13 protein-coding genes are annotated in these 18,567 nt (G+C 43.4%); 11 read left to right on the top strand and 2 right to left on the bottom strand.

The window, feature by feature from the left end:
- Window positions 1–170: 170 nt before the first annotated feature.
- The 11 genes from DPF93_RS01610 to rmf all read left to right on the top strand — a co-directional run bounded on the left by DPF93_RS01610 (window position 171) and on the right by rmf (window position 16,184).
- The gene (locus DPF93_RS01610) at window positions 171–482 is read left to right on the top strand and encodes an antibiotic biosynthesis monooxygenase family protein (protein ID WP_114764464.1); all 312 of its coding nucleotides are present in this window, start codon (window positions 171–173) and stop codon (window positions 480–482) included.
- A gap of 236 nt (window positions 483–718) precedes the next feature.
- Window positions 719–1,999 carry a D-amino acid dehydrogenase gene (locus DPF93_RS01605; protein WP_114764463.1) on the top strand — a complete coding sequence of 427 codons (1,281 nt, stop codon included), beginning with the start codon at window positions 719–721 and terminating at the stop codon, window positions 1,997–1,999.
- Between the two features lie 441 nt (window positions 2,000–2,440).
- On the top strand, window positions 2,441–2,659 hold the full coding sequence (locus tag DPF93_RS01600) for a DUF2835 domain-containing protein (RefSeq protein ID WP_114764462.1): 219 nt from the start codon (window positions 2,441–2,443) through the stop codon (window positions 2,657–2,659).
- 204 nt (window positions 2,660–2,863) lie between these two features.
- Window positions 2,864–7,705, top strand: a complete 4,842-nt coding sequence (locus tag DPF93_RS01595; protein ID WP_114764461.1) for an NAD-glutamate dehydrogenase — start codon at window positions 2,864–2,866, stop codon at window positions 7,703–7,705.
- Between the two features lie 46 nt (window positions 7,706–7,751).
- A complete protein-coding gene (pyrD, locus tag DPF93_RS01590; protein ID WP_114764460.1) occupies window positions 7,752–8,762 on the top strand; it encodes a quinone-dependent dihydroorotate dehydrogenase in 1,011 nt (336 codons plus the stop codon).
- A 181-nt stretch (window positions 8,763–8,943) separates the two neighbouring features.
- Window positions 8,944–9,489, top strand: coding sequence for a cell division protein ZapC domain-containing protein (locus DPF93_RS01585; RefSeq protein ID WP_114764459.1), 546 nt, complete (start codon window positions 8,944–8,946; stop codon window positions 9,487–9,489).
- 459 nt (window positions 9,490–9,948) lie between these two features.
- Window positions 9,949–12,072, top strand: coding sequence for a bifunctional 23S rRNA (guanine(2069)-N(7))-methyltransferase RlmK/23S rRNA (guanine(2445)-N(2))-methyltransferase RlmL (gene rlmKL, locus DPF93_RS01580; RefSeq protein WP_114764458.1), 2,124 nt, complete (start codon window positions 9,949–9,951; stop codon window positions 12,070–12,072).
- An 11-nt stretch (window positions 12,073–12,083) separates the two neighbouring features.
- The gene (locus DPF93_RS01575) at window positions 12,084–12,326 is read left to right on the top strand and encodes a glutaredoxin family protein (RefSeq protein WP_114764457.1); all 243 of its coding nucleotides are present in this window, start codon (window positions 12,084–12,086) and stop codon (window positions 12,324–12,326) included.
- Complete coding sequence (locus DPF93_RS01570) at window positions 12,304–14,220, top strand: ABC transporter ATP-binding protein (RefSeq protein ID WP_114764456.1); 1,917 nt, start codon at window positions 12,304–12,306, stop codon at window positions 14,218–14,220. The genes DPF93_RS01575 and DPF93_RS01570 overlap by 23 nt, the downstream gene beginning before the upstream one ends.
- Before the next feature lie 7 nt (window positions 14,221–14,227).
- Window positions 14,228–15,844, top strand: a complete 1,617-nt coding sequence (locus tag DPF93_RS01565) for a DUF3466 family protein (RefSeq protein WP_114764455.1) — start codon at window positions 14,228–14,230, stop codon at window positions 15,842–15,844.
- A 166-nt stretch (window positions 15,845–16,010) separates the two neighbouring features.
- Complete coding sequence (gene rmf / locus DPF93_RS01560; protein ID WP_075651945.1) at window positions 16,011–16,184, top strand: ribosome modulation factor; 174 nt, start codon at window positions 16,011–16,013, stop codon at window positions 16,182–16,184.
- 134 nt (window positions 16,185–16,318) lie between these two features.
- On the opposite strand, the gene fabA is transcribed toward rmf, so the two are convergent.
- The gene (fabA, locus tag DPF93_RS01555; RefSeq protein ID WP_075651943.1) at window positions 16,319–16,837 is read right to left on the bottom strand and encodes a bifunctional 3-hydroxydecanoyl-ACP dehydratase/trans-2-decenoyl-ACP isomerase; all 519 of its coding nucleotides are present in this window, start codon (window positions 16,835–16,837) and stop codon (window positions 16,319–16,321) included.
- Window positions 16,838–16,907: 70 nt separating this feature from the next.
- Entirely contained in the window at window positions 16,908–18,551 is a 1,644-nt protein-coding gene (locus DPF93_RS01550; RefSeq protein WP_164675287.1) for a S16 family serine protease, read from the bottom strand.
- Window positions 18,552–18,567: the final 16 nt, after the last annotated feature.

Genomic DNA, 18,567 nt, shown 5'->3' with positions numbered 1-18,567 from the left:
TGATTAATTTGATTTTTCTGCTTTTGGTTGTATGTCCCGCTTATTAGTGAGAAGATCCATTTGATCTCTAAAATAGTTCCAGCACTATTAAGCGGAACAAAAATCAATTTCGGTTTGGGTTACGGAGTGCCTAGCCACAGACATAAAATATAAAATGAAAAGGAAAATTCATGATAGCCAGAGAATGGAAAGCCACTTGCCCAAAACAGCATGCAGAAGGCTTTATTGCTTATCTTTATGAAACAGGAATCAAGGATACTTCATCAACGGCAGGTTTCGTTGGCGCGCAAATTCTCAATCGAGATTTAGATGAAGAAGTAGAAATTACCTTAATCACTTATTGGCAAGATCTTGAATGCATCAAAGCGTTTGCGGGGGAAGATATTGGCGTTGCTAAGTTGTACCCGGAAGATGACAAATACCATCTAAACCCAGATCGACATGTAAATCACTATGAAGTGCGTGAGAATATGTGGTTATAGCCGTTATAGAGTATTGTCTGTATCGAGCATTGCCACGGCGCTCACAATTCTATTAGCAGAACTATCAGCGACAGTTTCCTGTGTCCCAGTTTTTCCCGCATTGTTTGATCTTCGTAACGGTATGCTACACAGTTTATTTAGGTGATGGTGATAGACGCATTTATCGATTTCGTTAAACGCGTTACTGGCTAGGAGCTTTATATCAAGCATTGCTACAGGATAGACAAGGATGGGTTATGGCGGAAAAGACAGTTGCGATTGTAGGCGCCGGTATTATTGGGATGACGTCGGCGTATTTACTGAGAAGAGCAGGTTATCGGGTTATATTAATTGATGCTGAAGATGGTCCCGCATTAAAGAGTAGTTACGCCAATGGCTGCCAGCTGAGTTATTCCTATATTGATGCGATGTCCTCACCAAGTTTGATTAAAAAAGTACCAAAGATACTCTTGGGAAAAGATCCGGCGTTTCGCATCAAACTCTCACCTGACTTAAACCTCATCACCTGGGGTAGTAAATTCTTGTTAAACGGACAGGCAAAACAAGAGCAGTTGAATACGCGCTCTCTGTTGCGATTGGCACTTCATTCTAAACAGGTGCTTGATACACTTTTGTCTCAGTCCGATTTTGTATTTGATCATCGCGTTTCCGGCAAGCTGCTTATCTACACCAATCAAGTTGACTTAGACAAAGCCGCCACAAGAGTTGGGCAAAAACAGCAATGGGGTTGCAAACAAGAGATCCTTAGCCAGCCACAATGTATCGAGTTAGAACCGTCGCTACGGCATCTATCTAAACCTATTATTGGTGGAATTTATTCAGCCATTGATGCCGTTGGTGATCCATTTCAGTTTTCTCATCAGTTGCTCAAGTGTATGCAAAGCGAACAAGGCTTTACTGCACAGTTCAATTGTCAGGTGACTCGAATCATCAAGCATCAACATTCAATTACTTCGCTTGAAACCACTCGGGGAAAAATTGAGGCTGATGCTTATGTTTGGGCGACCGGATCGGAGAGCCTAAATCTTCTCAAGCAGGTTGGGGTTAAACTGCCCATTTATCCAATCAAAGGTTATAGCATTACTGTGACAGCCACTGAGTATGCGCCTCGAGTTTGTGTAACTGATGTGGATAATAAAGTGGTGGTCAGTCGCGTTGGTGACAAACTTCGGATTGCAGGTTGTGCGGATATTGTTGGTCACAGTCGAGATAAAGACCAAGCTCGGACTGAACACCTATTAAGTGTTGCACAGCAAAATTTTCCTAAAGCGGGACGTTATAGCGAGATCCTGCATACTTGGGCAGGCATGCGTCCGGTCACGCCAAGCAGTGTGCCGATAATTGGCAAAGCGGGCGCCGAAAACTTGTTTGTTAATATCGGGCATGGCATGTTGGGTTGGACATTGGCATTGGGTTCAGCATCTCTATTAACCTCACAGATCGAACAGCAACAACCTCCGATCGATAATCACGGCATGAGACCAACTGACCACGGAATTGGTAAATCTTACGAATAACTGTATAAGTATACAGTTATTTTGCAGTAGCAGGAAAATCGATACTTTGAGCCAGTGAAGCGGTTGTTTTGTCGCCAATTTTTACTCTGTATCACTCGTTTTCTCGGTTTTCTCGGTTTTCTTGGTGATTGATAGAGGTTTGCAGTTCTCTCTAATACCAATCAGGATAAGTAAGTGGTCAGAAAATTGCGCAAGGAAAATCGCTTAGAACTAGGCGCAGATTGCCGCTAACTAGTTATTCTAATTACAAAATCTGCAACAACGTTATCAGCGATTTTAATCAGCAAGAATGATCAAAGACTTATGCTGATTGGTATAATAGGACGTTAGTGCAACTGCTGATTGGTATAATAGGACGTTAGTGCAACTTGGTTGGTTTGCGGTATAGAATAGCTTCGCGACCAATATATTTGTGATTATTAGGACTAAACTCAATCGCTCATGAATCAATACTACTTTTCCCTCAACATTCCTTATCAAACCTTTCTTGCTCACTACAATGGCGCCGCGAGTAGTGTCATGGTGACGACCGATAATGGCTTGCGTATTCAATTGCCCGCGACACGCTTTCGTCCGTTCTTAAGCCAAATTGGTTTAAAAGGACGATTCAGGTTAACAACTGACCAGAATAACAAGTTTCTAAAGTTAGAAGTTCTGTGAGCGCTGTAATTTGCAGGACTTTAAATAGAACCTTAATCACATTATCAAACATTTCGTCTCAAGATTTATAAAAAGAGTTAACCGAGAGGTAACATAATCGATACAATGGTACGGCATTACTAAGATTAAGCACTATGCTTACAACAACCTATAGTGCTTAGACGACATCCCAACAATTTAGAATTCTAATAGTGGAGTGTGATTATGACCGTGCGTGAACCTCTAATGCCGGTTCTTCTTGAAAAGGTATACCAGCTGATTCAGGACAAACTCGAACTTGCTCAACAACCTTTAGTTAACCAGCTTGCTCAACATCTGTTTAGCAATATTGCTCAAGATGATTTATTGGAGCGTAACGAATCCGACTTATATGGTGCCGTGGTCAGTTTATGGCATCATCTCAACGACAAAAAACCGCAAGACATTTCTGTCCGAGTCTTTAATCCAACGGTCAGTAAACAGGGTTGGCAATCGACCCATACTATCGTCGAGATTGTTGTGCCAGACAGTCCTTTCCTTGTCGACTCGATTAAGATGGCATTAACACGCCTAGATCTTGCTTCCCATTTGATGCTACATGGTCCTACACAAATAAAACGCGATAAAAAAGACCAGATTGTTAGTATCGAACAAGGTGAAGGTGACTTACTTTCTATTTTCCATATTGAGGTAGATCGTTTAAGTGACAAGCAAGCGATGGCGTCACTGAAAGAAGAGCTGCTTGATATTCTATCGGATACCCAACTTGTGGTGACCGACTGGAGACAGATGGTTGATAGACTGCAGTTTGTGACAGATCAGGTCGAGAAGTTACAAGGTAAAGTGGAGATCGAACGTGATCATTATGATGAAACAATCCAGTTTTTACGTTGGTTGGGCGATCATAACTTTACCTTTATGGGGTATAAAGAATATGACCTGATCAACGATAACGGCGAGATGGAGCTAAAGCCGACTGAAGAGAAAGGCTTAGGTCTGTTCTCTTGTGAAAAGCGCGTGCGCAGCGTTAAGCTTTCTGAATTCCCCGATTCGGCGCGTTTAGAAGCGGAAAAACCGTTTTTACTGATTGTGACGAAAGGTAATACGCCTTCACGAATTCATAGACCCGCCTATACCGATTACATCGGGATTAAGAAGTTTGATAAAAATGGTAAAGTTGTCGGCGAGCATCGCTTTACCGGGCTTTATACCTCTGCGGTATATAACCAAAGCGTCGCAGGTATTCCTCTGATCCGTGAAAAAGTTCAGCGTATCCTAAAGGCGAGCAGTTACAGAGAAGGCTCATACTCCTACAAAGCACTCCATAATATATTAGAGAACTATCCGCGCGATGAGCTACTACAAGCAAGAGAAGAAGAATTGCTGGAAGTGGGTATGGGCGTGGTGCAGATGCAAGACCGTGATATGTTGCGTTTGTTTGTGCGCAAAGACCCATTTGGTCGCTTCTTTAGTTGTATGGTGTATGTCACTAAAGATCGTTATAACACCGAGCTACGTCGCCAAACACAACGGATCTTTAAACAGTATTTTGGTTGCGATCAAGAAGTGGAATTTACCACTTACTTCTCTGAGAGCCCACTCGCCAGAACTCACTATATCGTACGTGTAGATAACAATAATATGGATGTTGATGTGAAGACCATTGAGCGCAACCTTGTCGAAGCCTCGTCAAGTTGGGATGATCGTCTATCGGACGCGATCGTTGCCAACTTCGGTGAAAGCAAAGGTCTGCCACTATCGAAAGAGTACATGCGCTCTTTCCCTCGTTCATATAAAGAGGATGTATTGCCTGCCTCTGCTGTGGCAGATATTGAGCGTTTAGAATCTCTCAATGATGATAATAAGCTGGGTATGCTGTTTTACCGCCCGCAAGAGCTTGCTAGCGATTCAAAAGCGGTGCGCTTTAAACTCTATCATCGTGATGAACCAATCCATCTTTCTGATGTGATGCCAATGCTAGAAAACTTGGGTTTGCGAGTCATTGGTGAATCGCCATATGAGATCCACAAAGCCAATGGTCAGGTGTATTGGATCTTAGATTTCTCAATGCTGCATAAGAGTGACAATAGCGTTGATTTAAGAGAAGCACGTGATCGTTTCCAACAAGCATTTGCGGCGATTTGGCAAGGCGAGTTAGAGAGCGATGGCTTTAACCGTTTGGTGCTTGGTGCATCTTTAACCGGACGAGAGATTTCAATTCTTCGTGCTTATGCTCGCTATATGCGCCAAGTTGGCTTCCCATTTAGTCAACAATATATTGAAGATACGCTCAATCATCATCCAGAGTTAGCCGGGGATCTTGTTCAATTATTTAAGAAGCGTTTTGATCCAAAATCGAAAGGTAGCGAGAAAGGACAGACAACGCTAATCAATAAGATCACCGCGCAATTAGAGCAAGTAGAAAGTCTTGATGACGACCGTATTATTCGTCGTTATATGGAGATGATCACCGCGACACTGCGCACGAACTACTATCAACTGGATCAAGATAAGCAGCCTAAACCTTGGCTTGCGCTCAAACTGAAACCAAGTGATATTCCAGAAATTCCCCAGCCGGTGCCGGCTTTTGAAATTTTCGTTTACGCGCCAGATATTGAAGGTGTGCATTTACGCGGTGGTAAGGTTGCACGTGGCGGCTTACGTTGGTCAGATCGCCAAGAAGATTTCCGTACGGAAATACTCGGTCTGGTAAAAGCGCAACAAGTGAAAAATACTGTGATTGTTCCCGTTGGGGCAAAAGGCGGATTTGTTTGCAAACGTCAGGCTACGCTCAGTTCGCGAGATGAAATTTTTGCTGAAGGGCAACGCTGTTATAAGCGTTTTATCCGCGCATTATTGGATGTTTCAGATAACATTATTGATGGCGAAGTGGTGCCACCGAAAAATGTGATTCGTCATGATGAAGATGACCCATATTTGGTTGTTGCTGCGGATAAAGGCACGGCGACATTCTCTGATTTGGCAAACTCAGTTTCGGAGGAGTATAACTTCTGGCTAGGGGATGCGTTTGCTTCCGGTGGCTCGAATGGTTATGACCACAAAGCGATGGGTATTACCGCTAAAGGCGGCTGGGAATCAGTTAAACGTCATTTCCGTGAAATGGGCATTGATTGTCAAACTACAGATTTTACCGCAGTTGGTATTGGTGATATGGCGGGCGACGTGTTTGGTAATGGTATGTTACTGTCTAAGCATACTTGTCTTGTTGCGGCGTTTAACCACCTACATATCTTTATTGATCCAAATCCAGACTCCGCCAGCAGTTGGCAAGAACGAGAGCGTCTGTTTAATCTGCCGCGTTCAAGTTGGGAAGATTATAATGCTGACCTGATTTCTAAAGGTGGTGGCGTGTTCTCTCGCCGGGCGAAGTCAATCACGCTAACGCCGGAAATACAGAAATTACTCGGAACGAAGAAGAGCTCTCTTGCGCCAAACGATCTGATTAAAATGATCTTATCGATGCAAGTTGATCTGCTTTGGAACGGCGGGATCGGTACTTATGTTAAAGCATCAAGCGAAACCCATATGGACGTAGGCGATCGAGCTAACGACGTATTGCGAATTAATGGTAAAGATCTCAACGCTAAAGTTGTCGGTGAAGGCGGTAACCTTGGTATGACTCAGTTGGGACGTATCGAATATGCTTTAGCTGGGGGTCGAGTCAATACCGACTTTGTGGATAATGTTGGCGGGGTAGATTGTTCGGATAACGAAGTTAATATCAAGATCTTCCTTAATAGCCTGGTCGCCAATGGCGATCTAACGGTTAAGCAACGCAACGTTATTCTTGAATCGATGGAAGATGAAGTTGGTGAGATTGTACTGGATGACGCGTATTGCCAATCTGAATCAATTTCTGTGACCGACTATCAAGGTGTTTCTTTAGTTAAAGAACAAATCCGCTTTATTCATGCGATGGAAAAAGCAGGGCATCTTGATCGTGCACTGGAATATATTCCAGATGATGAAACTTTGCTTGAGCGTGAAAAACAAGGACTTGGTTTAACTCGTCCTGAGCTCGCTGTGCTGGTAGCGTATGGCAAAATGGTGTTGAAAGAAGAGTTGGTTCATGAGGATATTGCCAATGATGAGTTTCATGCCAAATTACTGCCTCAATACTTCCCATCTGAGTTACGCCGTAACTATTTGTCGCAAATGGAAAACCATCCACTACGTCGAGAAATCATAGCCACAGCCCTTGCTAATCAAATGGTTAATGAAATGGGTTGTAACTTCGTGACTCGTTTGCAAGAAGAGACTGGCGCGTCAGTGGTTGATATTGCAAATGCTTATGTGGCGTCACGCGAGATCTTTGGCTTAGGCAAGGTACTTGAACAAATTCGTGCGCTAGATAACACGGCAACGACGAGCGTTCAATATGACATGATGTTTGCGGTAAGAAGAACATTACGTCGAGTGAGTCGCTGGATTCTGCGCAATCGTAAGGGACGCCAATCAGTAACGGCATTGATTGATCTATATCGCGCAGATGTGGATAAAGTGAGACAGGATCTTGATACATTATTGGTTCCTCTGGAAGTAGAAGATCACAATCAAGAAGCGCAAGCTTGGGTTGAGCAGGGTATGACAGCTGATTTGGCGAATTATGTCGCACGTTTGTCTAGCCTCTATTCAGTACTGGATGTATCCACAGTGTCCACTGAAAAAGGCATTGCAGTTGATAAAGTAGCTCAACTTTACTTCAATCTGGGGGACAGACTGTCTATCCATTGGTTCTTAAACCAAATTAACAATCAAGCGGTGGATAACCATTGGCAAGCGCTTGCGAGAGCCGCGTTTAGAGAAGATCTCGATTGGCAACAACGATTGCTTACCGCACAAGTGTTAAGCTGTGGATGCCAGTCAGCGGATTTGGATGTGATTCAATCACTTGATGATTGGATTGCCAATAATCAGCTATCGCTAAATCGTTGGGAAAGCATCTTAAATGAGTTCAAAGTGGGATCTGTGCATGAATTTGCAAAATTCTCCGTCGCTTTACGCGAATTGATGCTTTTAAATTTGAATTGTTCTGCAAATGAGTAAATAATAACGCCCCGTTTATACGGGGCTTTTTTCTATCGGAGGCAGAATGCTTTACCGTCTAGCCAGGACTGGCTTTTTTCAACTTGATGCCGAAAAGGCACATGATTTAGCAATTCAAAACTTCAAGCGCTTTACCGGCACTCCTATTGATCTTTTCTACCGTCAACAACTTCCTCATCGTCCAGTTGAATGTATGGGTATTACATTCCGTAACCCAGTTGGTCTTGCAGCTGGCTTGGATAAAAACGGTGAGTGTATTGAAGCGTTTGACGCAATGGGATTCGGTTTCGTCGAAGTAGGTACAGTAACGCCACGCCCACAATCTGGAAATGATAAGCCACGTCTTTTCCGTTTGATCGAAGCTGAGGGCATTATCAACCGTATGGGTTTCAATAACCTAGGCGTTGATAATCTGATTGATAATATTAAGAAAGCAAAATACGACTGCGTTCTCGGTATCAATATTGGTAAGAACAAAGATACACCAATCGAAAAGGGTACCGAAGATTACTTGATCTGTATGGAGAAAGTATATGAGTACGCCGGTTACATCGCGGTAAACATTTCTTCGCCAAATACGCCGGGACTTCGCACGCTGCAATATGGTGAAGCGTTGGATGAACTGCTTGGCGCATTGAAAGAAAAACAAGCAGAGCTGCATGAAAAGCATGGTAAGTACGTACCGGTTGCACTGAAAATTGCCCCGGATCTTACTGATGATGAGATCAGCCAGATTTGCCAATCATTGATTAAGTTTAATATCGATGGCGTCATTGCAACCAACACAACTCTAGACCGTACGGTAGTGGAGGGCATGAAGCACTCGACAGAAGCTGGTGGTCTAAGTGGTCGCCCAGTTCAGTCACGTAGTACTGAAGTGGTTCGTCTTCTGCATAAAGAGCTCGGCGAGCAACTGCCAATTATTGGTGTTGGTGGTATTGACTCATTTGTTGCAGCAAAAGAGAAATTGATGGCAGGTGCGAAACTTGTTCAAGTTTACACTGGCTTCATCTACCACGGTCCTGGTCTTGTAAAAGACATCGTGAAGAATATCTAGTTACTACGCAACTTGGAGTGACGCCGTCACAAAGAAAGTAACAGAAAAATAGAGTGATTTAGAAGAGGAAATGAGATTTCATTTCCTCTTTTTTTTTGCATCTCAGTGCATAAACTTTCGCATAAAGAGGGGAAGGTAATTAGGCGGTATACCTCTATTCACTTAACTTGAGATTGGATTGATGCTTAAACCTAGCGACAAATGGACTTGGTACTATGACGATGCTAACCAGCATTTGATGCTGGATCTGGGCAACGAAATGGTTTTCAAGACAAATCTATGCCGAAAGTTGATTGTAGAATGTGCCATCGGGGTTAATGAATTTACCGTGGATGACGCATCCGCCTTTCAAACCTATAAAGAACAGATTTCCCACCTTGGATTCAGCGAGCCACGCCAAGCTGAACTTGCACTATATTGCGTGGCTGCAAAACGTTTTCACAAGCCCGTTCAGCCCAAGAGTTGGTTCTTTGATTGCCTATCTGATGGCTCGATATTACCGGAAGAAGGTGACTTCGTTCGTTTAGAAAACACTCACGGAGCAGGGGTGTTTATTGTCCTGGAAGTAGGTGACAGTGCCAGCTTGTGTGCGTCAATTAATTTGGACGAGTTTAGCCTCAACGGGATTAAAGCGCTCGCTTTTGGACAAGCGATTAAAGTTATGCATGACCGCATGCAGATCACCAATCACAGTTTCCTTACTCAGCCTATGCGATTAGTAGGCTAACTTATATTGTTTCGTTCCTTCAATTTTCATTTCCGGCCAGCTTTATAGCTGGCTTTTTTTTGCCTGTTAGCGAGCCCAAAAGCAGAAAATTTCATCGGGCTAGTGTGATTTCTCCTACAAAAATCTACTAGACTAGCTAGTTTTTGCACAGGAAATTCCCCAATAAAATCCACCGTTGGCAAGATTATTCCTCTATTAATGTCATTCAGTAACTAAATTACATCTATATTTAGTTACTGGTATAGACCAAAATGACGATGCATAAGCATTCACTATCGCTTTGGGCTCTATAAACCGGTGGATATTTGAAATGATGAGTTTTGTAATAAAACCAAAGCATCGCTTGATGAATTGCTAGGCGAACAGCAGTAACTTAATGAGAAAAGTGAGATTCAATTAACGAAAATGCTCTGTGGTCGGGTATAATGCGGGGTCATTTATTACGAACATTAGAAGACTATGCATCAATATCTTGCGGTAACTTCAAACGGGTTAGAGAACCTGTTAGTAGAAGAACTAACAAAACTAGGCATTGCCGACGCTAAGCCAGTGCAGGCTGGGGTAAGGTTTAAAGCGACCAACGAACAAATCTATCGCTGCTGTTTATGGAGCCGTTTGGCTTCACGTTTTGTCCGTATCTTGTCTGAATTTACTTGCCAAGATGACATGGATCTTTATCTAGCAGCGTCTTCGGTTAACTGGGTAAACCATTTCCATAGCTCGAAAAAGCTAGTGGTGGACTTTAACGGTACTAACCGTGAAATCCGCAATAGCCAATACGGCGCGATGAAAGTGAAAGATGCGATTGTTGATTGCTTCACCAAGAAGAATCTACCTCGTCCATCGATCAGTAAAGATCAAGCCGATCTTCGCATTCACGTTCGCCTGCACAAAGACAAAGCGATTCTTGGTATCGATATGGTTGGCGGCGGTTTACACCAACGTGGTTACCGTGAACAAGCGGGTAAGGCACCGCTGCGTGAAACACTCGCTGCAGCAATCATTCTGCGCAGTGGTTGGGATGCAACTAAGAACTTCCTAGATCCAATGTGTGGTTCAGGTACTTTGGTTATTGAAGCGGCAATGATGGCTGCCAACATGGCGCCAGGTGTTAAGCGTAAAGCATGGGGTTTTGAAGTACTGCAAGACTTTGATGCAGAGCTTTGGGCTGAGATTAAAGCGGAAGCTACCGTACAAGCGCGTCGTGGTGTCAATAAAATTGACATCAAATTCTACGGCTTTGATAACGATGAGCGAGTAATCAAAACCGCTCGCGATAATGCGCGTCGTGCAGGTGTAGAAGAGTTCGTATCGTTTGAAATTGGTGATGCGGCATTGGTTAAGCGCCCAGAGGGCTTTGGTAATGGTGCAGTTGTGTGTAACCCGCCATACGGTGAGCGTTTAGGCACCCATCCTGGTTTGATCGCGTTATACACGGCATTTGGTGCTCAGTTAAAATCACAGTTCGGTGGTTGCCAAGCTTCTATCTTCTCTAGTTCAGACGAGCTACTAAGCTGTTTGCGCATGCGGGCAGACAAGCAATTTAAGTTGAACAATGGTGCGTTACCGTGTCACCAAAAGAACTACCAAATATCTGAACGTTCAGGTGAGGTAGTGAGTGACAATGTCACTGAAACAGTGATTGCGCCTGATTTTGCCAACCGTTTGAAAAAGAACATTGGTAAGATTGGTAAGTGGGCACGTAAAGAAGAGCTAGATTGCTACCGTATTTATGATGCTGATCTGCCAGACTACAATGTTGCAATCGATGTTTACCTTGATCACCTTGTTATTCAAGAATACGCAGCGCCTAAGAGCATTCCAGAAGAGACCGCAAAACGCCGTCTAACCGATATTATTCGCGCGGCTATTCAAGTAACGGGCATTGAAGCAAACAAAGTGGTGCTAAAAACTCGTGAAAAGCAGAAAGGTCGTTCTCAATATCAAAAGCTATCTCAACAGTCTGAGACTATGCAGGTAAACGAATACGGTGTAGACCTTATCGTGAACTTACATGACTACCTTGATACCGGTTTGTTCTTGGACCACAAACTAACGCGTCGTCGTTTAGGTCAAATGGCACAGGGTAAAGATTTCTTGAACCTATTTGCTTATACGGGTTCAGCAACGGTACATGCTGCTTGTGGTGGTGCGCGTTCAACAACAACGGTTGATATGTCGAATACTTACCTTGAGTGGGCAAAAGAGAACATGCAGCTAAACGGTCAAGTGGGTCGCCAGCATCAATATGTTCAAGCTGACTGTCTGCAATGGCTTGAGAAAGCGACGGGTAGCTACGATCTTATCTTTATTGATCCACCAACGTTTTCTAACTCAAAACGCATGGAGCAGACGTTCGACGTGCAACGTGATCACATCCAATTGATGCGTAATCTTAAGCGTCTGTTGAAATCAGAAGGTACGATTGTATTCTCAAACAACAAACGCCACTTTAAGATGGATTTAGCAGCGCTAGCAGAACTTGGTTTAGAAGCGAAGAACATCTCTGCTCAAACCTTGCCTTTGGATTTCTCTAGAAATAAACATATCCATAACTGCTGGTTAGTGACTCACAAAGGTTAATAGGACGACCATTGATTACCTTATATAGCACGGAAGGGTGCCATCTCTGCGAGATGGCACTGGCTTTGACACAACAATTAGACATTTCACTCCCTATTGAAGTGGTCGATATCGCATTCGATGATGAATTATTTTCACGTTACGGGGTAACTATTCCCATCTTGTCTTATGGTGAAAATGAGCTCAATTGGCCATTTGAATTAGAACAATTACAGGTTTGGTTAGAAAACAATGGCATTACTTACCATAAATAACGGCCTTTTAGGTTTTGGCGATCGTCCACTATTAGACAACGTTGATTTTGCGCTACAAGAAAATGAACGTGTCTGTTTGGTAGGGCGTAATGGCGCGGGTAAGTCGACATTGATGAAAGTGTTGGCTGGTGAGGTAATCATGGATGACGGTAAGTTAACCGTAACCCAAGATGTTGTTATCTCGCGTTTAGAGCAAGATCCACCACGTAACCAAGAAGGTACAGTATTTGATTACGTATCGGCTGGCCTTGCAGAGATTGGGGAGCAGCTTAAGATCTATCAAGATCAACTCGATCTGATTGAAAAAGACCCAAGCGAAAAGAACATCAATAAGTTGGCCCGTGTTCAAGAGCAACTAGAACACTCTGGCGCATGGCGTTTTGAAGACCGTATTCAGAATGTAATGACCGCGCTTAAACTAGACGGTCACACTAAACTAACGGACCTTTCTGGTGGTTGGCAACGTAAAGCAGCTCTTGCTCGAGCGCTCGTGCGCGATCCTGATGTATTGCTACTAGACGAACCAACCAACCACTTGGATGTCACTACAATTGAGTGGTTAGAGAACTTCCTTAAAGACTTCCGCGGTTCAATCATTTTTATTTCCCACGACCGTGCGTTCATCAAATCAATGGCAACCCGTATTGTCGACCTAGATCGCGGCAAATTAGCCTCTTTCCCTGGCAATTACGATCAATACTTAGTTGATAAGGAAGAGTCATTGCGTGTTGAAGAGATGCAAAATGCAGAATTTGACAAGAAGCTTGCTCAAGAAGAAGTGTGGATTCGCCAAGGTATTAAAGCGCGTCGTACTCGTAACGAAGGTCGTGTTCGTGCGCTGAAAAAATTGCGTGAAGAGCGTTCTGAACGCCGTGAAGTGCAGGGCAAAGCCAATATTCAAATCGATGATGCTAACCGTTCAGGCAAGATCATTTTTGAAGCGCAAAATCTTAGCTATTTGATTGACGGGCAAAAAATCGTTTCAGATTTCACTTTCAATGTGATGCGTGGTGACCGTATTGCACTTATTGGTCCGAATGGCTGCGGTAAGAGTACGCTGCTTAAGTTACTGCTGGGCGATCTAGAAGCGAGCGAAGGTCGCTTGCACTGTGGTACCAAACTCGAAGTTGCATACTTTGACCAATACCGTGAAGTGCTAGACCCTGAGAAATCAGTGATTGATAACCTTGCTGATGGTAAGCAAGAGGTTACGGTTAATGGCCGCCAGCGCCACGCATTAAGCTATCTACAAGATTTCTTGTTTCCACCGCACCGCTCACGCACACCGGTGAAAGCGCTATCAGGTGGCGAGAAAAACCGTTTACTCCTCGCGCGAATCTTCCTGCGTCCAAACAACTTATTGGTGCTAGATGAACCAACCAACGATTTAGATATCGAAACTTTGGAACTTTTAGAAGATTTGCTTGCCAACTATCAAGGTACGTTATTACTTGTAAGCCACGATCGCCAATTTGTAGACAATACGGTTGCGACTAGCTGGATCTTCGAAGGTAATGGTGTCATTGAAGAGTTTGTCGGCGGTTATCATGATGCACAGCAGCAACGAGAGCAAGTGAAGCAGTCTCGAGCGGTGGAAAAACCAGCAAAAGAGAAAGAGGTAGTTGAGGTAAGTCTCAAATCCGCGCCAGTGAAAGGAAAGCCGAAGAAGTTATCCTATAAACTACAGCGCGAGCTAGAAGAGCTCCCAGCGAAACTCGAATCGCTTGAAGCAGAAATTGAATCGCTGCAAGAGTTGGTAAACAGTGCCGACTTCTTCACTCAGGCCGTTGATAAAACTCAACCCGTATTAGATAAGCTAGCTGCTGTCGAGCAGGAGCTAGAAGTTGCTTTCGAACGCTGGGAAGAGCTCGAAGCAATGCAACAGGAAAGTTAAGATTTTGATGAGAAGTAACGTATTTAAATTATCGGCTATCACAGCAACTATCGCTGCATCATTTGGCGCGCATGCAGCGGTTTATAATGTCTATCCGTATGAGCCGCAAGCCGCTGACGCAAAGACATTTGGTGTGGCGATTCAGCCTTCCGCTGACGGTATAAGTTGTTGGTCAACCAATAATTGTAATTTGAGCACTGATCCTGAGTTTCATGAGGATAAACAGAAAATTGCCTTCGAAGAACAAGTCTATAATCAAGGCTTTAGTTACCGTGATGAATCACCGTTTCGTCTGGCCAATGGCTACGAATACTTAAACCAAGGTGAACCAGGATTTGACGATTATTGCCGAGACCTCCTTAGATATGAAGATAGCGCTTGTGACGAATGGGCTGCTGAGCAATACTCGAGAGGTTATGGAAATGAAGGTGCAGGCAATAATTCGATCGCGTATATAGAAAGTTATTTAGATAAAGTCACTAATAAAGATAACGTTGTTGTTAATTCGTTTACCGACGGGGCGGATACTGCTCTTGGTAATTTCTATGGTGGAAGCCTAACAGATCGTTCTTACGGTTATATCAATGGTAGTGATACTCCAATCGATCGTGAACTCAGTGGTACAACTTACGTTCAAAGTAAAGTTTTTGCCAAGGATGATACGTATTTTGTTGGTAGTGTAACTAAACCACAAGGCTCAAATGGTGACTACATTTCTTATGCAGCGCTATGGAATAACTCGGGTGATTTAGTTGATATTTATGCCCACAGCAAAGAAACAAATAACCGCTGGATGGCACAGGGCAGCTTGCGTGACGTTGTGACGTTTTCCAGTGCGAAATATATTGTTGGCTATACAAGTGATAATGAACCAAGACCAGTAGCGTCGGTTTTTAAGATTGATACGCCAACAAATAGCCTGAGTTTAGTTGGGCAAGTATCTCGTTTTTCTGATAACTCGTATGCTAGCTCTATTTTAACCAGTGCAAATAAAAATGGTCTTGCGATTGGCGAAGTAAAATATGCGACGGGTTTAGAGCGCGCATATCCTAATGCGTTGTTCTATATCAGCGACCTTACCGACCCAAATGATAGCTATAACACTTTCAGTGGCTCAATATTTTTTAGTGGAGCCAATGGTAAAGCCGGTGCTATCAACAACAATAATGAGGTTGTAGGGCAAATCGATTATAGTCGTTTGGCGGAAATAGAAGGTACTGAGCGAGACAGACGAGCATTTGCTACGGTAATTGTTGATAAAACTAAATCTAACGCTCCATTTAAAAACGGCGCTTACTACCTAGACGACTTAACGAACGGTGATAATGCGTTGGCTAGTAATAATGATTTCAGAATTATCGATGCCACCGATATCAATGATGCTGGCGTTATATCAGGAACAGCCCAATATTGTGCTGGAGGTTATAGCTCTGAAGCGATTAATGCATCATGTAGCCAAGCGCTATCTTTAGTCGCAGTCAAGCTGGTTCCGATTCAAAATGCCGATAGCTCGAAAATTCAGCCACGTACTGTTGAATCAACATCAATCTCGCGCAGCGGCGGCTCTCTAGGCTGGTTAGCCCTTGGTCTGTTAACTATGTTAGGTTTCAGACGTAAGCAATAAACAAAATTGTAAACTAGAGCACGATCTCACATTTTTACGATCGTGCTTTTTTTATAGCTTGTGAAAGGCGAGGTTTTGTTCGATTCTTTAATAGTGGAGTAATAAAAGCGCCACACTATTTTAATAGTAGTACTTAGACACACCCGTATTGTATGAGGACGACACTATGAAGAGACAAAAGCGTGACCGCCTAGAACGTGCACAATCTCAAGGTTACAAAGCAGGCTTAAATGGTCGGTCGACTGAGGCTTGCCCATATCAACAGATGGACGCTCGTTCGTATTGGCTCGGTGGTTGGCGTGATGCCAGAGAAGATAAAACAGCTGGCTTATTTAAGTAGTTAACTCTCTTCACATACAACATAAGGACATGAGCCCCGAAAGGGGCTTTATACTAATCATCTAATGCACTATAACTAAACATATTAGATAAAAATAAACGACTCGATTGAGTCGCTTACCGTTAAAACTTGAATTAAAACGCAGATGTGTCTTGGAAGAGACCAACTTTGAGGTCTTTCGCAACATAGATTTCTTTTCCATCTACCAGTACGCGACCATCCGCTAAACCCATTACCAGTTTACGATTAACAACACGCTTCATATGAATTTCGTAAGTCACTTTTTTCGCAGTTGGTAGGATTTGACCAGTGAACTTAACTTCGCCAACACCAAGAGCACGACCTTTACCTTTGCCGCCAACCCAACCAAGGTAAAAACCAACTAGTTGCCACATTGCATCTAAGCCTAGACAACCAGGCATTACTGGATCACCAGGGAAGTGGCAATCAAAAAACCATAGGTCCGGAGTAATATCTAATTCAGCAAGGATTAACCCTTTGCCAAAATCACCCTCAGTTTCAGACATCTTAGTGATGCGATCCATCATCAGCATGTTAGGTGCTGGTAGTTGAGGGTAGCCTTCACCAAATAGTTCACCTTGGCTAGACGCTAATAGATCTTCGCGATTATATGATTCACGTTTATTTTGCATTATCAATTACTCCAATTTTTGATAGCTGCATATTAGAGAACACGTGTACGCTAAACAACTCCGATCAGTGCTAGTTAAACCAGTTCCTGATACGTTCAATCCATGATTCCGACTGCTCATGTCTCTCAAAGTTTTCAATACGTTGAGCGATTTTGCTGATCACGCTTTCATCATCATCACCGCGGAATGGTTTACCCATGATGATCGGGATTGCTTGGTCGACCGTTTCAACAGACCATATATGAAATTCATTGTTTTTAATGCTTTCGACCACATCTTTGTGAAGTGCTAGGTGTTTTAGGTTGGTTTTAGGTAGGATAACCCCTTGTTCGCCAGTAAAACCTTGGTATTTACAAACGTGGTAGAAGCCTTCGATTTTTTCATTTAAACCGCCAACTGCTTGCACACGACCAAACTGGTCAACTGCACCGGTGACCGCAATTTGCTGATTGATTGGGTATTCCGACAAAGCACTCACGAAAGAGCACAGCTCAGCTAATGTTGCGCTATCGCCATCAACTTCACAGTAAGATTGTTCAAAAACAACCGAAGCTGAGTAGGGTAATGGTTCATCCAATTTCAGCGCACTTGCCACAAATGCTTGCATGATCATCATACCTTTGGCGTGTAGGTTACCGCCGAGCTCGGCTTTACGTTCAACGTCAGAGATATCGCCATCACCAAAATGGATCACACACGAAATACGTGCTGGCTCACCATAAGATTGCGGATGACCAGAGACATCAATCACAGTCAGACCATTCACCTGACCGACGCATTCGCCTTGTGTTTCGATAATCACCTGACCATCGAGAATATCTGAACGAGCACGTTCTGGCAGGTATGCTTCACGGTAATATTTGGCATCGATTGCTGAATCAATATTGTGCTCGGTTAACTGAACGCCATCAGAAGTTGAAAGTGATTCAAAGAAAATAGCGAGGTACCACATGATATCGAGTGGCATGTAACGTTGATCTTCGGTTAGGCGTGCGCCAGCTACCATTAAGCGATGAATAGCGCTTGGAGTAAGGCTTGGTAGGTCATTGGTTTGCAGTATCCAATTTAGGTGACCTAAGAAAAGCTCAATTGTATTCTGAGACAAAGCAAGCTCAAGTTCTACCTCGCTGTATAAGGCAAAGCCATTGTATAGATCAGGCTCTAAATATTCGAGTTCAGCAATCTGGTCACGGTCACCAACCAAGATAATCTTACTTGAAACTGCATAAGAGAGTTCATCGGTAGCAAAGCGCGTGGGATTGACATTGATAGGAGAGCTTATGCCGCTAAGCAGTGCTGCTTTTAGAAGCAACCAGCTCGCAGGGTTTGCCAATAGGGTGTTGATTGGTAGAACAATAAAACCTTGTTGCGTTTTTTCCAGTAAACCATAGCTGCGTTGCAAAATTGTGCCATCTTTATCACAGCTATACGAACCAAACAGAGCCTTCATATCAATCGATTCAGTAGTTAATACTGGCTGCGCTGTTTTGTCTTTGACTACAGTTGCAATTTGCTTACGGTAAAATGCATTGTCAGGGGCGTTCAGAACTAAGAGTTGGTTAAACCCCTGTAGTAAAGTGAATGTATCGATCGTTTTACTTAGACGTGGCTGAGCTGAAGCAAAGTCAACGCAGGGCAAAGTATTGATAGTATTTATAAAGCTATCGTATTCATTATATTGCGGCGTGACGGCTTGCCATTGTTCTTGGATCATTTGAGACATTCATTTA

The organism is Vibrio rhodolitus, assembly GCF_003350325.1.
In the GTDB taxonomy this organism is placed as follows: Bacteria; Pseudomonadota; Gammaproteobacteria; order Enterobacterales; family Vibrionaceae; genus Vibrio; species Vibrio rhodolitus.
This window is presented reverse-complemented; position numbering and strand designations above follow the sequence as displayed.

What these genes read in the sequence shown, in the direction of transcription:
- DPF93_RS01570 (WP_114764456.1), top strand. Translation starts at nt 12,304, where the DNA reads ATGGCATTACTTACCATAAATAACGGCCTTTTAGGTTTTGGCGATCGT.
- DPF93_RS01610 (WP_114764464.1), top strand. Translation starts at nt 171, where the DNA reads ATGATAGCCAGAGAATGGAAAGCCACTTGCCCAAAACAGCATGCAGAA.
- DPF93_RS01565 (WP_114764455.1), top strand. Translation starts at nt 14,228, where the DNA reads ATGAGAAGTAACGTATTTAAATTATCGGCTATCACAGCAACTATCGCT.
- DPF93_RS01600 (WP_114764462.1), top strand. Translation starts at nt 2,441, where the DNA reads ATGAATCAATACTACTTTTCCCTCAACATTCCTTATCAAACCTTTCTT.
- rmf (WP_075651945.1), top strand. Translation starts at nt 16,011, where the DNA reads ATGAAGAGACAAAAGCGTGACCGCCTAGAACGTGCACAATCTCAAGGT.
- DPF93_RS01550 (WP_164675287.1), bottom strand. Translation starts at nt 18,551, where the DNA reads ATGATCCAAGAACAATGGCAAGCCGTCACGCCGCAATATAATGAATAC.
- pyrD (WP_114764460.1), top strand. Translation starts at nt 7,752, where the DNA reads ATGCTTTACCGTCTAGCCAGGACTGGCTTTTTTCAACTTGATGCCGAA.
- fabA (WP_075651943.1), bottom strand. Translation starts at nt 16,837, where the DNA reads ATGCAAAATAAACGTGAATCATATAATCGCGAAGATCTATTAGCGTCT.
- DPF93_RS01585 (WP_114764459.1), top strand. Translation starts at nt 8,944, where the DNA reads ATGCTTAAACCTAGCGACAAATGGACTTGGTACTATGACGATGCTAAC.
- DPF93_RS01605 (WP_114764463.1), top strand. Translation starts at nt 719, where the DNA reads ATGGCGGAAAAGACAGTTGCGATTGTAGGCGCCGGTATTATTGGGATG.
- rlmKL (WP_114764458.1), top strand. Translation starts at nt 9,949, where the DNA reads ATGCATCAATATCTTGCGGTAACTTCAAACGGGTTAGAGAACCTGTTA.
- DPF93_RS01595 (WP_114764461.1), top strand. Translation starts at nt 2,864, where the DNA reads ATGACCGTGCGTGAACCTCTAATGCCGGTTCTTCTTGAAAAGGTATAC.